The sequence below is a fragment of the Heyndrickxia camelliae genome, assembly GCF_002844575.1.
Taxonomy (GTDB): Bacteria; Bacillota; Bacilli; order Bacillales; family Bacillaceae_C; genus Margalitia; species Margalitia camelliae.
Genome location: NZ_PIQO01000009.1, coordinates 65,125 through 81,310, shown reverse-complemented (window position 1 = coordinate 81,310; position 16,186 = coordinate 65,125). Strand labels below are relative to the sequence as shown.

Genomic DNA, 16,186 nt, shown 5'->3' with positions numbered 1-16,186 from the left:
AAACGTAATCTTTTTCAGAAATCAATTAGTAGATTTTATCGCTTGTGTATATACATCCATAAGCAGAGAAGCATTTTTCTGGGCATCATAATTTTTATTCACTATTTCAAGAAGCTCTTGTTGAGATTCATCGGTGTATAGATTTCGATATAAAACATCTTGAATTCGTTCCACAAGACTTGATACAGACTTTTTTTCAATTAAATAGTGAGGGTACGTACTAAATAAGTCAGGAACCCCACCAACCGCAGTACTAATGACAGGAACTTTGGATGCTAATGCTTCAATCACAACAGTTGGCATTCCTTCTGAGTAAGATGGAAGTGCAAGAACATCGCTCGCTAGTAAATATTCCTTCACCCTTTCATTTTCAATCTGTCCAGTCAAAAATAGTCGCCTATTTAATTCCGGATTCTGCCGCAATTGTTCTGCAGCTGAACCGTCACCAACATATACAACAGCAACTTCATCCGGAAGCGATTCGAGAGCCTGAGCAAGTTCAAATACCCCCTTGTTTTCTACCAGTCTTCCAACAAATAAAATAAGTTTTTTGTCGATTGGTATCCTTAACCTTCTCCTTAAATCCTGCTTTCGATATTCCTGTTTTTGATACCGCTCTAGATCTATTCCAATTGGAAGTACAATACTGTCTCTCCCTGTTACATCATTTGTTTTCTTTTGAAGATTTACATCAACAGCCATAACATGATTAGCTTCTATTACTGTATTAACAAACATTTTTCTTGCACTCTTACTAAAATTGGGGTATATGTTCACATCACTGCCATGTAACGTTAATACCCAAGGGATTCTTTTCTGTTTAGATACTACACTTGCTGCACCTCCTGAGGGCATTGCAAAATGAGCATGAATTAAGTCGAACTCTATATCTAATACGGACAAAGTCTTTAAGATAGATTGAGCAATACGGTTATGCGGCTGAGCCCATCTAAGTTGACCAGGAAATGCTAGATATATTGGACGGTAGACTGTTACACCCTTTCTTATATACCTAAATGGAATATTAGATTTAGCACGATATTGCTTTCGCATATATCTAAATAGTGAAAGATTCCTTGGAATAGGGCTTATGACAGTAACTTCTACACCCAACTTTAGAAGTGCCTGAACCTGTGTCTCATGAAAAACTCCGCTTCCAGGCTGTTCATCACTCGGGTAATTACTTGTTATCCATAAGACTTTCATAGCTATCTCCCTCTTAATTGTTTTTTAAGCCATCTTGTAAAATAGTGAGGATATATTCGGATTAAAAAGGTAATATACAATCCTGCACTAATAGATACAGAGATTATTAACGGCCCCATCGAGTTAGTCGAAACGTATTGATTCACTATTTCCTTTACTAAATATGCCGTTACCGTAATGATGAGGGATAATGCAAACGGGACTTTTATGGATTTTATATAATTCCTCCAACTCAGCTGAATTAACCACTTTAATAACTGTCTTCCAAAAAGAAAGTTAACTATACTCACTAACACATATGTACATGCTACTATCACTAAACTATTTGTGCTTACTGCCACCAATAAGGCTACCCCATAAAGAATTAGCACTCCTGCATCCCAATAAAATGCGATTTTCGCCATTCCCTTTGCAAGAATAATAGATCCATTTGGATTCATTAATACTCGAAGAATTCCTACAATCGCCATGATTTGTACAATTGGAATTGCTTGCACCCACTTTTCTCCAAAGATAGTAAGGATAAAAACATTTGACACAGCAACAAGACCCATCAAGATTGGAAACGAAACAAGGCTTAACAGCTTTGTCATATGCAAGAATCCTTCGTTTAAAGCTTCACTGCTTTTTTGATTCTTTGAAAAAACAGGGAATGCTACTCTCGTCAAAATCGGATTTATCTTCAATACCGGAATCGTTACAATTTGATAGGCAAGATTATAGATACCAAGAGCCTCTGCCCCCATGTATTTCCCAATCAATATCACATCCATATTGGAACCAATACGATTGACTAATCTTGAGGCCAACTGGAAACCGCCAAATGTTAATAATTCCTTGCATTCTTTAGGGTCAAAAACAAAGCTGGGACGCCATGTTTTTTGGTAAGAGATAAAATAAAGAATTCCTTTTAATGAAAATAAGACAACTTGTGAAATGACATATGCATAAATAGTTCTAATGGTAAAAGTCAGAATCAATAGTGTTAAAAATGACACAATAGTAGATGCCGCCTCAATTGCTCCCAATAAATTAAAACGCAATTCTTTTTGCAGTAAATATTGACTTTGCTGGCCTAAGGGGGCAATCAAAAACAAAATTCCTAATATGCGAAGCAATTCAACTAATTCATTCCGATGAAAGTAGTCTGATATTAAAGGGCTAGCAAGCTCGAAAAAAATAAATATAATCATACCTGCTATCATGTTGAGCCAGAATAAAGTAGACATTGAACGTTCCGTTATGACTTCCTTTTGAACAACTGCTGCACCGACTCCCATATCTAAAAATATTTGCGAAAAGGCAACAACGGTTGTGATCATTCCTACTAATCCAAAATCAGAAAGGCTCATGATCCTTCCCAGTAATGCAAATTGTACAATCTGAAATATTGTAACGATTATCGTAGAAAGTCCTGTCCACTTTATTCCTCTCAACATTTGACTTCTTATCGATGACATTTTTTTACCTTCCTTTATTTAACGTGCTCCTTCCCCTGTTATGACAACTTTAATCGTTTTTAAAATGATTTTAAGCTCAAGAGTAAAGGAGAGATTTTGTATATATTCGATGTCATATCTAAGCTTTTCTCTCGGTGAAATATCATAGCCTCCATTTACTTGAGCTAATCCAGTTAGCCCTGGTTTTACGATCAATCGGTTAGAAAATCCTTTAATCTCACGGTCAAACTTTTCTGTGAATATGGGTCTTTCTGGCCTCGGACCAACTATCGACATATCCCCTTTCATTACATTAATTAATTGAGGAATCTCATCAATTCGAGTTTTCCGGATAAATGCCCCTATTCTTGTTACCCGGGAATCATTTAATTCAGCCCATTTAGCCCCCTCTTTTTCTGCATCTTTTTTCATCGACCGAAGTTTTATTAATTTAAAACATCTTCCGTCTTTTCCTAGACGCTCCTGTATATAGAATGGTGAACCCGGTGTTTCAATGGCGATCATAATTGCAAATAACATTACAATTGGGAATGCCACTATGATTCCAATCACAGAAATAATAATGTCAAAAATTCTCTTTAAATAGAGATACTGCCTTGACTGCTTAGATAACGTTAGATTGGAGGCATGGACTGAAAAATAATGTTGATAGGTATCGAAACTATGTCCAGTGTTCATACTAGCCACCTCATAAGTTGAAGTATTAGGAAGACTTGCTATCCGATACGTAAATTATAGGTACAATATTTTAAGGGAATATTGAGAGTGCATTAATACTCCGTGAATATTATTGAATATTTATTAACTTTTAAAATAATTTGTAAATTTAATTTCAATTATTAACAATTCCAATTTTTTCGATGCGGTAATTGTTTAGGCTAATTTCCAAGGACATTAGCTTCTGATTATTTGGAGGATTGTATAATTTGCATTTAAACGGGAATAAACCATATAGAAACATTACATATTAATTTCAACTTTTGCATTATTGTAAAGCACAAAGAAATAGGGGGTTTGAAGAATTAGAGGATGGAAGGAACCAAAATCATAGATAAACAGAATAAAAAGGTCATTAAATGGACTGAAATATCCACCAATCAGAGCGATTTAGGACCTTTTTTCCATTCGAACTATCTTCATAAAGAGAAAGACAAACTGTCGCTCTCACATACGACGAGAGAAGAATCAATGCTCTTACTCGCTATAGCAGGCAATAAATTGCAAGAAAAAAAGCCATCCTATCTGATGGCTTTTAAATCCAGTGAGCAAACCATGCAATGTATAACGCCGCTGGAATAAATAAAATTTGCGCCAGTACGGTTCCAACTAATTTGGAGCTTACCATAGCGAAAGAGTGGCTTTTTAAATACACGTATTTATTTTGCTTTTTCACAACCTGATCCGCTAATACGGATGCTTTAGGATCTACGAAGAGTGTTAATAAAATCGTGGCTACTCCGTTAATGATTCCAGATGACATAATAGCCGCTGGAGCATACTTGGCAGGCACAATTACAGAAGCATATAATGCGGCCAATACTCCTACCGTGTAAATGGATGTAATAATGGCATTTATTACAAATATCCGTTTAGGAAATGTACGCCTGTTTATCCCTTTCAAATAGGATAAACGCGGCAATCGAATGCAGGCAATGACCTTCTGCAACCCTTGTTTATTACTCCATTTTTTTATGACGGAAAAAATAGATCCCTTTTCCTCAGACAGTTGTGTGATAGCTCTGGAAAAAATCGCAATAAATGTTGGGAATAAAAGAATACCTACACAAACACCTATGGTTGTGACTCCAATTAATATACGATATTGGTCTTGAATGAAATCGAGTGTATTCACTTTCGGTGCTTCCCCAATTAGCTTGCCTGTCATTGGCTGCTGAAACATAGTTGAAAATCTGGAAACGATAATCATTGTATTGAATAAAGATAAGGCAGATGCGATTAACCCAACTCTTGCACCTGATAGCCTTGTAGAGTAGGCCAGTGTTTCAATGGTTGTAACTATTAGTAGAAATACAGAGATGATAATCAATTTCGTTGAAAATAATTCCATTGTTTATCCTTTTCCTTTTCCTTATTTTAAGACTATTATATCTGTTCAATTAAAAATAGAAAGCTATTTTTACCTAGATGGTTAAAAAGAGACGAGTAAATCAACTCGCCTCTTACCTCTATAAAGCCATTTTATCAAGCCTTGGCCTCATTAATCCTTGCATATATTCTTTTCCAGTATACAGCTGACCATCCATTGCCCGGAACATTACATGTTCTTCCGTGAATTCTGTTGGGGATGATAAACCTGCTGCACCAGCAAGATTGAACAGCCCTTCCCTAGTTGAGACAACATAGTTGCAAACACGGTACATTTTTTCCTCAATGACCAATGCCTTTTCCCGTTTCGGATCGGTTGTGGCAACGCCAACTGGACATGTATTAGAATGGCAGGTTTGCGCCATGATACAGCCAACGGAAATCATAAAGGCGCGTGCTGTGTTGATTAAATCCGCTCCTAGACAAAGGGCATATGCCATTTTATCTGGAGTAATTAATTTTCCAGAAGCAATTATTTTTACACGATCCCTGATTTGATATTTCTCCAGCATTTTATGCAGGATTGGAAGTGCTGTATATAACGGTAAACCAGGTCCATCCGCAAGCTCTTGGTACGTTGCTCCTGTTCCACCTTCACCGCCGTCAACAGTGATAAAGTCAGGAAATTTTCCTTCTTCCGCCATCACTTTGATGATTTCTTCCACTTCATCGCGGCTTCCGACAACTATTTTAAATCCAACTGGCTTCCCGCCAATTTCTCGCATTTGCTCCACGAAATCTAGGAGCCCTTTTGTATCATGAAATTGCCGGAAACGATTTGGACTGTCAATTGTCTTCCAAGGTGTCACATTACGAATTTCTGCAATTTCCGGCGTAACTTTCTCGGCCTCAACATGGCCTCCGCGAATTTTTGCTCCTTGTGCCAACTTTAATTCAAATGCCTTTACCTGATCTATTTGGCTTTTTCGTTTAAATTGTTCCCACGAAAATTCCCCGTCTTCGGTTCGATAACCGAATAATCCAGGCCCGATTTGAGCAATAATATCCACGTTTCCGGCCTGGTGATGCTTGGATAGTCCGCCTTCTCCAGTATTCATCCATGTACCACCGGCAAGCGCAAGTCCTTTTGACAATGCCGTTATCGCATTTTTCCCCAATGCTCCATAACTCATCGCTGATTGGCCGATTAAACCTTTTACATAAAACGGCTTTTTACATGTATCCTTACCAATGATCACTTGATCCTGTTCTGATAAGTAATACGGGTCAATTTCAGCATGTTCTGAGTGCTCTTTTCTGCTTATAAGTTTTTCATTATCAATCTTATAAATCTGTGTTTGGATTTTGGGAGACTGATGGATTCGCAGTTCTTCCCTTTGCTTAGGAAACATTGCGTTTCTTAAGTAAAATCCAGAATCCTCAAAATTTCTTTCGGAACCAAATGCTGTAATTCTTTGCTTGTACTTTCCCGATTTTACAACACCTTCATACTGATTCCTTGAAAACGGCTTTCCTTCATTATTATTCAGAAATAAATATTGCCTTAGTTCCGGTCCTACCTTTTCTGCTATGTAACGAACCCGGCCGAGCACCGGGAAGTTTCTTAATACCGCATGTTCCTTTTGACGGGAGTCTCGAAATAATATGTAAAAATAAAACCCAAGCGGTCCTAATATAACCGCCACCAACAAAATAAATATCGCAACAATTAACCCCTCTGACCAGTTCATCCTTTCACCATCCTCCTCATTTTCTACCATTCTACCATTTGGTGCCAGGCACCACAAATGGACAATTCGGCACTTTGTCCGCCCTGGGTGGACACTGACTTATGCATTAAACCCTCCATGCAATGCCATGAAGGGTTTATATTTCTACTCGATTAGAAAGTTTCTTATAATATTTATAAATTTTTCTGGTTCTTCTGCGTTAGGAACATGACCTGATTTTTCAAATTCTACGAATGTTGCATTGGGAATGAGATTGGCTATTTCTCTACCTAGGATTGGAGGATTAAGTCCATCGTGTTTACCGCTAATCACTAATGTTTCGGCGGTAATTTTATGCAAGTCAGAGCGGAAATCGAAGCCTTCTAATGCCTTATTGGCAGCCGCTTGTTCTTGCGGTGTTAAAGCATGTCCTTTCGTTTGGTACTCCATCAAATATTCCCGAGCAGCATCAAGATTATAGAATATATATTGGGATAAATGGGCTATTGCTTCATCCATATTAAGCCCTGCTATTTCATCGGCATGTCGCTCCATAAGTTCTTGTGTTGAAGAAGTTTTCCCATGCGATTTTGCTACTACTAGAATCAACTTGTTAATCCGATTGGGAATAGTAATCGCCACTCCTTGAGCAATATAACTCCCCATTGATGCCCCAAGGATATGCGCTGAATCTATACTCAGATAATTCATTAAAGCTTTAACGTCTTCGATGTGATCGTCTAATGAATAACCTGCAGGTTTTTCTGAATCTCCATGTCCCCTAGAATCTAAAGCAATAATACGAAATTGGCTATTGAATTGTTTTATGAATTCCTGAAAACTATATCGATTTCCGCCTAGACCGTGCAGTAATATGATAGGTGTTCCAGTTCCCACATCATCATAGACTAGCCTAACTCCATTCGAAACAAACTCCGGCATTTCCTATCACCCCTTATATATTCAAAAAATTTTATGTTTGAAATAACTCCCCTTGTAATGCTTTAATGTACCTCTCCGCTGATTTTTGAACGGCATCATTTGCATTTTCTGATACAACTCTATGAAAAGCATTATATAATCGCTTAAATTGTATATCCTTGACCTTGTTTGCCATTTCCGCAACTTTTTTTGCTGGTAAAGGGATGAGATTAGGGTAACTATACATGAAGCTGACCCACCTGGTATCTGCTACAACCTGTATAATATCTCCTGATAATAAAATGCCATTCCCATCATTCCCCTGCTCCCAATGCAAAACAGCTCCGCCTTTATAATGACCCCCTAATCTATGAAGGGTAATCCCGTCAGCTAGTTCAAGTTCCTCCCCTGACCAAAATACAATTTTTTCACTTGGACGCATGACCCATTCCTGGTCATCTTCATGAATATAAATAGGTATATTTAGCTTTTCCGCCCATTCGACTTGGGTTGAATAGTAGTGGGGATGAGATAAAGCCATGGCATGAATGGGCCCGTTTTCTTTTAAAAAGGCAAGCGTTGTCTCGTCAAGGTAAGTCACACAATCCCATATTACCCCGAATCCATTTTGCTTTATAACATACGCAGTTTGCCCAATAGCAAATGAAGGTTTCGTGGTAATACTGTATAAATTCTCTTCTTCTTTTAAAATTTCATTATAGTATTTACTACTTTGCAGCATTTCCTCTAAGGTGGTCCAGGATTGTCCGTTCGGATGAACATACTGACGCTCCTCATTACAGATGTGACATTCGTGGGGCGGTTCTTGTGTGGAAGGATATTGGGTACCACATGTAATACAAATAAAATTATCCATAAACGTTCCCCCTACTTACAGCATTTTACTCCAACATTATTAATATGAAGCTTTGCCATATCCATGCATTTATTTTTTAAAAGATTTCAATTACCCATGCGGTTTCCATGCCCTATTTTTTCAAAAAAAAAACAAACCACTTGCTACTTGCAACTCTGTTATGAATGGATATAAAACAATGTTATTAAGTTTGTCGTTAATTCTTGAGCGTTTAATAAGCTAGGCTTACAAAGTTAATAAATAATTCCATCATATAGTAGCGATATTGCTACTATATTTTTATGCCCTTTCGACTTACTAAAAATAAAGTCAAAACAAAAACAAATAATTTCACACTAACAGAATCAGTTAGCGTTTTATTTTGTGATGAAAAGTTTACTATTGTAATAATAAGTAAATATATCACTCCTATTAAAGGTACAGCATAAGCCAACAAAATGAAAGTGCTCTCAAACTATCGGCTGTTTATATACATTTATGGTGCCAGACACCCCACTGACACCATAACATTGCAAGCTACTCTAACAGACTGCTACACAACAAACTCTTGAAATTTTTCGAAGTCTGCTGTTCTGCACTCCAATAGCAGCTTTGTTCCTTCATTTTCGTAGCTCGTTGAGAAAATCTCCGCGTTTTGATTGAAATAAGAAACAATATTTCCTCGATCATACGGAATCAGCATTTCACATTGGACATAATTTGTGAAAATCTGTTTGCGAATCATCTCAACTAGATCCTTGATGCCAATCCTTTGTTTCGCAGAAAGATACACACCGTTGGTGAATACAGAAGGTATCTCCATTTTCAACATATCTGCTTTATTAAAGGCATAGATGGTGGGTATATTTTCAACTCCTATCGCTTTTAATGTCTGCTCCGTAATATCCATCATTTGTTTATGATTCGGATTCGAATAATCTACAACGTGAATTAATAAATCCGATTCAGCTACTTCTTCTAAAGTGGATCGAAATGCTTTTACAAGATGATGGGGTAGCTTATCGACAAAACCAACCGTATCCGTTAATAAGAAAGACTTTGCATCTGGAAGTTGTATGTTTCTCACAGAAGTCTCTAAGGTCGCAAACAACATGTCTTTTTCAAATACTTGCTTATTGCCAGCAGGATGAAATAATTCCACCATGGCATTCATAATCGTTGACTTACCTGCATTTGTGTAGCCTACTAAGGAAACCACGGGAACATTATTTTTCCTGCGCTGTTTCCTCTGTGTCTGCCGATGAGAAACAAGAATTTCTAACTCTTTATTAAGCACAGTAATTTTTTCCTCTATCTTTCTACGGTCCAACTCCAGTTTTGTTTCTCCTGACCCACGATTTTTTAATCCAGAACCGCCACCTTGACGGCCAAGTGATTCACGGAGCCCAATTAAGCGAGGAAGCATATATTGTAATTTCGCAACCTCTACTTGCAGCTGGGCTTCCTTCGTTTTCGCACGCTCTGCGAAAATATCAAGGATTAATATGGTGCGGTCGATTACCCTGCATTCTAGTTCCTTCTCGAGATTTCGAATATGCGAAGGCGACAATTCATCATTAAAAATAACGGTTCGCGCATTCGTTGCTGCTAGTAAGGCAGCTACTTCTTTTATTTTTCCCGTGCCAATATAATGTGACTTGTTTACACGTTGAAGATTTTGGATAATCACTCCAGCCACATCTATCCCACAGGCATCTGCTAAGTTTGCCAGTTCCTCCATGGAGTATTCAAAATTTACTTGCTGTCCAAGATGAACTCCGATTAATATTGCCTTTTCACGTTCTGCCATCATATATTTATATCCCTCCGATATTACATGTAATAATAATTTATCCGCTCAATACAGAGGGGAATCAGGAACAGGGACAGCAAAATCAACCATACCAGGTATGATGAAAATGCACATCATCATCATTAGTAATCTAGAATTTTGAAGACACAAAAAAGAGGGCTATTCGTCCCTCCCTCTTTTATCATAAATATGAAATTTATTAGAGTTCCATAAAAATAGGCAGACCAATTCCGATTTCCCCTGCTGCATGAGCAGAACCATACACACTATTCAATTAGCGGCATAATAAATCGAAACGTAGTCGCACTTCGGAACCCCTCCGTTCTGTTAAGTTATTTGAATTTTACCATAACTACCTAAAATTAGCAATGGCCCAATAATTATTTTCGTGAAATTTCTAAAAGTGTCCACACACAGAGGACACTTTCTCAATTTGTCCACGGGTGGTGCCTGGCACCCTATAGGGTGAATTTGTTGACGATTTCTTTTAGTTCTTCTGCCATGTTTGCCAGCATTTTGGAGGATGAGTTGATTTCTTCCATGGATGCAAGCTGTTCCTCTGTGGAGGCAGCTACTTCTTCCGAGTTTGAAGCATTTTCTTGTGAATTGTGTACGACCTCTTTTGCTGTATGTGAAACTTCCTCAATACTTGCCGATATTTGCTGAATTGCAGCAGTCATTTCCTCTATTCTCGGTGTTATATTCTGTGTTCCGGAAATAATCTCTTTGAATTTCACAGAAGTTTCCACCGTAACCTTCATACCATTCTCTGCATTATTCTTCACTTCGTCCATAAATTGGATAGATTGATTAATATCAATCTTTGTACTATTAATTAAATCCGCTATCAGTTTTGTTGATGATTGGGATTGTTCAGCAAGTTTCCTTACCTCATCCGCTACGACCGCAAATCCTTTTCCATGTTCTCCAGCTCTTGCCGCTTCAATTGCTGCATTAAGAGCAAGCAGATTCGTTTGTTCGGATATATCATTAATAACCTCAAGAATTTTTTCTATTTCTAACGAGCGACTGGAAAGAGAGCGAATAACATTATTGGATTTTTGAACAGATTCATTTATGTATTTCATCTGAGTCAGATTTTCCTCTATGGAACGTCCTCCTTCTTTTGCCTTTTTAGATGTTTCGTTAGATAATTCTGAAATATTTTCGGTATTCTGCGATATATTTGTTATTCCGTCTTTAATCTCACTTAGTGAAAGAGAATTACGTTCAAGCTTTACCATAGATTCTTCCGATGCGCTTGCTACTTCTTCAATTGCGGAAGCGACATGTTCAGTAGCCTCGGTAGTTTGTTCTGCATTAGCGGTAAGTTCCTCCGAAGTCGCTGCCAATTGTTGTGATGCATCCTGTACCGTTTCCATTGTTTTGCGCAAGCCCTCTACCATATTGTTAAAAGAGGACATGAGCATTCCCATTTCATCCTTAGACTTGTAAGAACCTTTTACTGTTAGATTGCCATTTTCAGCTTCAGAAAGTAGCTTCATCATTTCCTTAGTTGGTTTGACAATTAATCTTGTAATCAATACCCCAAGAATGATCGAGATTGCCAAAGCCACAATGATAATAATAAAAGTGATGGAACTTGCGGCTTTCATAGATTGTTTATTTTCATTTTTAGATTGTTTTGCAAGGTCATCATTTATTTTCTGCAAATCTGATAACAAGCTATTTACATAAGTACCAATAGGGAGCACTTTATTAGTATATAACTGATATGCCTCTGCATTTTTGTTTTCGATTGCCAGTTGAATTACTTCTTCCCTTGCTTGATTTAATTCTGGAATCTTTTTTTGATATTCCTGTAATTTTTGCAATTCCTTTGCTGATAAATGAGCATGACTAAGCTTGTTAATGCTCTCTTCGGTCTGCTTTTGAACTATTCCAATACTTTGTGTTAGATTCTCGTTTTGTTGATCATCGGTTGTAAGCATTAGCTGCAATATATCAGAATTGATTGCTGTATTAAACTGTGATACCTCCCCTAACATTTGGTTTGGAACTAATCGATTTTGATAAAGGGAATCGGATTTCTCAGCCATATCTGAGATATAGTATAGTCCACACCAGCCAACAACAACGAGTGAACATACTTCAATCAGAATAAATATAAATATTTTTCGAGAAATCCTTATATTACGTAATAATTGCATGACTATTCTCCTTTTCTTGATGTTTTAACGCAGTTGTTTCTACACACCTATTTTTTATCGGCAACTAGTTGGATAATTTATAGTTTTTTGAAGATGAATTTTTCAGGCGGGCAAAAATTTTTTATATTTTTTTCATAAAAAAAACACCAACAAATGTTAGTGTATTTTTTTACATATAAAATTTAAATCTGCTCCCCGCATAGTGAGAGCGGACGTATTCAAACGGAGTTCCATTCTTTAGTGTTGTGACCCTTTCGATTAAGAGGATTGGAGATCCTGTTGGGACTTCTAATTGGCTGGCAGTTTGTTTATCTGCACCAATGGCTTCAATAGATTGGCGACCTTCTCCAAGATCTAGTCCTTTTTTCTCTTCAATAAATACATATAAAGAATGCTCTAAGTCTTCTACCGTGATACCCTCCGCAAAAGGCCATGGAATTATGGTTGTTTCTATTGCAATTGGTATATCATTTCCAAGACGAATTCGCTCAATGTGCAGGACATCCACTGCTTGGTCCATTTCCAAATGTTCTGCTTCCGACTCTGTCGGCTTTCTTTTCAAAAAAGAAATGATCTTACTGGACGGTGTCATTCCGCGCTGTTCCATCAGTTTTGTAAAACTGGTAACGCCTTTTAAAGGCTGTTCTACCTTTTCATTACTTACAAAGGTCCCACTCCCACGTTTGCGAGTAAGCACCCCTTCATCCACAAGCCCTTGAACAGCCTGTCTAATAGTCATCCGACTGACTTCGAACTGCTCAGATAATATACGTTCAGAAGGAATTGCCTCCCCAACGGACCATTCCCCCTTTTTAATCTGTTCCTTTATTATTTGTTGAATCTGATAATAAATCGGAACGGGCGAACCCTTATCGATCACTTGTTATCCCTTCCTTTAGCAGAGAGGCAGCTTCCTCATCCGCAAGGACTATTACATTCGGATGCTTTTGCAAAACGGATGCAGGACAAGATGGAGTAATTTCTCCTTCTACCATTTCCTTAATTGCCTCTGCTTTAGATCTGCCAAATGCTAATAAAATTATTTTTTTCGCTGCTAAAATTGACTTAATGCCCATCGAGATTGCGTACTCAGGGACATCCTCTTCTTTTTCAAAAAAACGTTTATTCGCTTCACGTGTTGATTCTGTTAATTCAACAATATGAGTTTCCGCATCAAATGATGTACCAGGCTCATTGAATCCAATATGTCCATTCGCACCAATCCCAAGAATTTGAATATCCACAGGATGTGTTTTCAAGATTTTCTCATATCTTCTGCACTCTGCTTCCAAATCCTTTGCCATTCCATTAGGCAAGAATGATTCTTTAAAATTCATATGAGAAAACAGTTCCTTCTCCATATAATAATGATAACTGTTTGGATTTTCTTTTTCTAATCCAACATACTCATCCAAATTAACAGTAGTGATGGAGGATACATCTAAATTAGATTGACGCATCTTCTTATAAAATTCAACAGGTGTACCTCCTGTAGCAAGTCCAAGTGTAGATACATTTCTGCTCTCCACACCTTCACGAACAATCTCAAATGCCTTTTGCGCTGCATCTTTATCTGATGTAAAAGTTAAAATTTCCATGATGATTATTCCCCTCTCTGATGTTTTCTTCCTAAATGATAGGTTTCGCGCACACGAAAGCTGTCATCCATGATAACGAAATCAGCATCTTTCCCAGTAGATAGCACACCTTTTGAAGCAAGTCCAAACTCTTTCGCTTGATTAACAGACGTCATTTGTACTGCTTCTGCAATGCCACATCCTGTAAATTGCATAATATTTCGGAAAGCTTGGTCCATCGTCAAAATACTTCCAGCGAGTGACCCATTCTCCAAACGTGCCTCTCCATTCTTCACATATACTTTCTGTCCGCCAAGCTCAGATACTCCGTCAGGCATCCCTTTTGCTCTCATCGCATCGGAAATTAATACCATTCCTGATGCTCCTTTTACTTTGTATGTTAAGTTCACCATATCAGGGTGTACATGTATTCCATCCGCAATCATTTCTACTTGAATTTGCGGGGATAATAAGGCATGACCCGCAACGCCAGCTTCACGGTGATGAAGTCCTCGCATCCCGTTATACATATGGGTTGCATGTGTTGTTTTACTTTGTAGAAGTTCCTCACGAACAGCGTCCGAATGTCCCATAGATGGTACAATTCCACGCTCTATCATCACATTTTCAAATTCACGTGCCCCCGCTTTTTCCGGTGCATATGTCACAAGCTTGATGGAGTTTCCTGAAGCCTCATGCCATTTTAAAAATAAGTCAATATCAGGAGCCTTAATATATTCTAATGGCTGAGCACCTGCTCTTTTTTCGGAAATGAACGGACCCTCTAAATGTACGCCTTCTATGATAGTTTTACCTGATTCCTTTGCGGTCTTAACAGCTCGTAATGCCTTTTCAATAGAAGGATAATCTTGCGTTATCGTTGTAGCAAAAAAAGTAGTTACTCCTTCATCTAAAAGCTTGTTACTCAAGTAAACAAGTTTTTCAGGGTCTGCGTCCATCACATCCACGCCATACCCTCCATGTATATGGACATCAATCATTCCAGGAATAATTATTTTACCCTGAGCATCGATTATTTCTTCATCACTTTGCTTTTGATATTGATCCATCGAACCGGTCTCGATGATTTTATCTAGAAAACGAATGAATCCATTTGATATTTCTTCTTTACCAGTAAAAATCTTGGCATTGATTACAACCTTTTGTACCAATGCTCCCCACCTCGGTTTCATAATTAATATAGTTGTCTATACCAATTATCTATTGGAATAGATCATTTGTCAATTATCTTTGTATGTTGAAACTTTTTTGCATTGATAAAAGTCTAATTATTAAATAGGTCTAGACGAAATAGGAATATCATAGATTTATTTTTGTAAAACTAGTGCAAAATATTCATGACATACATCGACAAATTTTTAAAATTTTCTATGCAATTATTCCAAGATTTGCTATGATATATTTAATAATTTTTCCAATTCGGAGGAACATAAGCATATGCGGGCAGATAAATATCAACGTAAAAAGAAACGGACATGGCTAAAGGCGATCGGGATTATCTTACTGCTTCTAATTATTGGCGGAGGGGTTTTTGTCTATAGTATTTATCATTCCATGCGGTCTGCTGTGGAAACAATGCATAAACCCGTCAAATCACAAAATTCGCGTGCTGGAGAATTAAATTTTGGCAAGCAACAGCCATTCTCGGTATTATTGTTGGGTGTTGATGAAAGAAAAGGCGATGTGGGACGATCCGACACAATGATTGTGATGACGGTAAATCCAAATAAGGAATCTGTAGAAATGCTAAGTATTCCGCGTGACACACGGGTTGAAATTGTCGGAAAAGGGACGCAGAACAAAATTAATGCCGCCTACGCATTTGGCGGTGTAGAAATGTCGATGAATACTGTCCAGAAGTTTCTCGATATTCCAATTGATTATTATATTAAAGTCAATATGGAGAGTTTTTCCGATATCGTTGATGCATTAGGCGGGGTGACGGTCAATAATACGCTTGATTTCAGCTATGGCGGCTACCATTTTCCGAAAGGACAAATTAGTCTTAACGGAAAAAAAGCAATCAATTATGTGAGAATGCGAAAAGAGGACCCTCGCGGGGACTTTGGACGTGAAGAACGTCAGCGTGCTGTTATTCAAGCAATTATTGATAAGGGAGCGAGCTTTTCTTCCATCACACATTTTAGCAGTATCTTTCAGGCATTGGGGAAAAACGTAGAAACAAATCTTACCTTCGACGAAATGGTTAGTATTCAAAAGAATTATAAAAACGCAAGAAAGCATATCGAAAAATACCAGATTCAGGGGCAGGGTCAAATGATCAATAAGATTTATTATTATATTGTTCCAGAATCCGAGCGTATGAAAGCAAGTGACCGATTAAAATCACATTTGGAACTATAGGTATTAAAACACCAGGCACTC

General features: G+C 37.7%; 13 protein-coding genes. 1 reads left to right on the top strand and 12 read right to left on the bottom strand.

What is annotated here, in order from left to right; all coding sequences use genetic code 11:
* Positions 1 to 21: 21 nt before the first annotated feature.
* The 12 genes from tuaC to nagA all read right to left on the bottom strand — a co-directional run bounded on the left by tuaC (position 22) and on the right by nagA (position 14,952).
* Positions 22 to 1,206: a teichuronic acid biosynthesis protein TuaC gene (gene tuaC, locus CWO92_RS12920; RefSeq protein ID WP_101354630.1), complete on the bottom strand. Its 1,185-nt coding sequence runs from the start codon at positions 1,204 to 1,206 to the stop codon at positions 22 to 24.
* A 2-nt stretch (positions 1,207 to 1,208) separates the two neighbouring features.
* On the bottom strand, positions 1,209 to 2,666 hold the full coding sequence (tuaB, locus tag CWO92_RS12915; RefSeq protein WP_101354629.1) for a teichuronic acid biosynthesis protein TuaB: 1,458 nt from the start codon (positions 2,664 to 2,666) through the stop codon (positions 1,209 to 1,211).
* 18 nt (positions 2,667 to 2,684) lie between these two features.
* Positions 2,685 to 3,344: a sugar transferase gene (locus tag CWO92_RS12910; RefSeq protein WP_101354628.1), complete on the bottom strand. Its 660-nt coding sequence runs from the start codon at positions 3,342 to 3,344 to the stop codon at positions 2,685 to 2,687.
* A gap of 574 nt (positions 3,345 to 3,918) precedes the next feature.
* Positions 3,919 to 4,734, bottom strand: a complete 816-nt coding sequence (locus tag CWO92_RS12905; RefSeq protein WP_101354627.1) for a lipid II flippase Amj family protein — start codon at positions 4,732 to 4,734, stop codon at positions 3,919 to 3,921.
* A 118-nt stretch (positions 4,735 to 4,852) separates the two neighbouring features.
* On the bottom strand, positions 4,853 to 6,463 hold the full coding sequence (locus tag CWO92_RS12900) for an FMN-binding glutamate synthase family protein (RefSeq protein ID WP_101354626.1): 1,611 nt from the start codon (positions 6,461 to 6,463) through the stop codon (positions 4,853 to 4,855).
* Positions 6,464 to 6,607: 144 nt separating this feature from the next.
* A complete protein-coding gene (locus CWO92_RS12895; protein WP_101354625.1) occupies positions 6,608 to 7,384 on the bottom strand; it encodes an alpha/beta fold hydrolase in 777 nt (258 codons plus the stop codon).
* A gap of 31 nt (positions 7,385 to 7,415) precedes the next feature.
* Positions 7,416 to 8,240, bottom strand: coding sequence for an MBL fold metallo-hydrolase (locus CWO92_RS12890; RefSeq protein ID WP_101354624.1), 825 nt, complete (start codon positions 8,238 to 8,240; stop codon positions 7,416 to 7,418).
* Between the two features lie 532 nt (positions 8,241 to 8,772).
* Positions 8,773 to 10,032 (bottom strand): GTPase HflX, encoded by a 1,260-nt coding sequence (hflX, locus tag CWO92_RS12885; protein WP_101354623.1) that lies wholly within the window; start codon positions 10,030 to 10,032, stop codon positions 8,773 to 8,775.
* Between the two features lie 458 nt (positions 10,033 to 10,490).
* Positions 10,491 to 12,203, bottom strand: coding sequence for a methyl-accepting chemotaxis protein (locus CWO92_RS12880; protein ID WP_101354622.1), 1,713 nt, complete (start codon positions 12,201 to 12,203; stop codon positions 10,491 to 10,493).
* 169 nt (positions 12,204 to 12,372) lie between these two features.
* Entirely contained in the window at positions 12,373 to 13,083 is a 711-nt protein-coding gene (locus CWO92_RS12875) for a GntR family transcriptional regulator (RefSeq protein ID WP_101354621.1), read from the bottom strand.
* On the bottom strand, positions 13,073 to 13,801 hold the full coding sequence (gene nagB, locus CWO92_RS12870; RefSeq protein ID WP_101354620.1) for a glucosamine-6-phosphate deaminase: 729 nt from the start codon (positions 13,799 to 13,801) through the stop codon (positions 13,073 to 13,075). The genes CWO92_RS12875 and nagB overlap by 11 nt, the downstream gene beginning before the upstream one ends.
* A 5-nt stretch (positions 13,802 to 13,806) precedes the next feature.
* Positions 13,807 to 14,952 (bottom strand): N-acetylglucosamine-6-phosphate deacetylase, encoded by a 1,146-nt coding sequence (gene nagA / locus CWO92_RS12865; protein WP_101354619.1) that lies wholly within the window; start codon positions 14,950 to 14,952, stop codon positions 13,807 to 13,809.
* Positions 14,953 to 15,238: 286 nt separating this feature from the next.
* Here nagA and tagU point away from each other — a divergent pair, with 286 nt between their 5' ends.
* Positions 15,239 to 16,165, top strand: a complete 927-nt coding sequence (gene tagU / locus CWO92_RS12860) for a polyisoprenyl-teichoic acid--peptidoglycan teichoic acid transferase TagU (RefSeq protein WP_101354618.1) — start codon at positions 15,239 to 15,241, stop codon at positions 16,163 to 16,165.
* Positions 16,166 to 16,186: the final 21 nt, after the last annotated feature.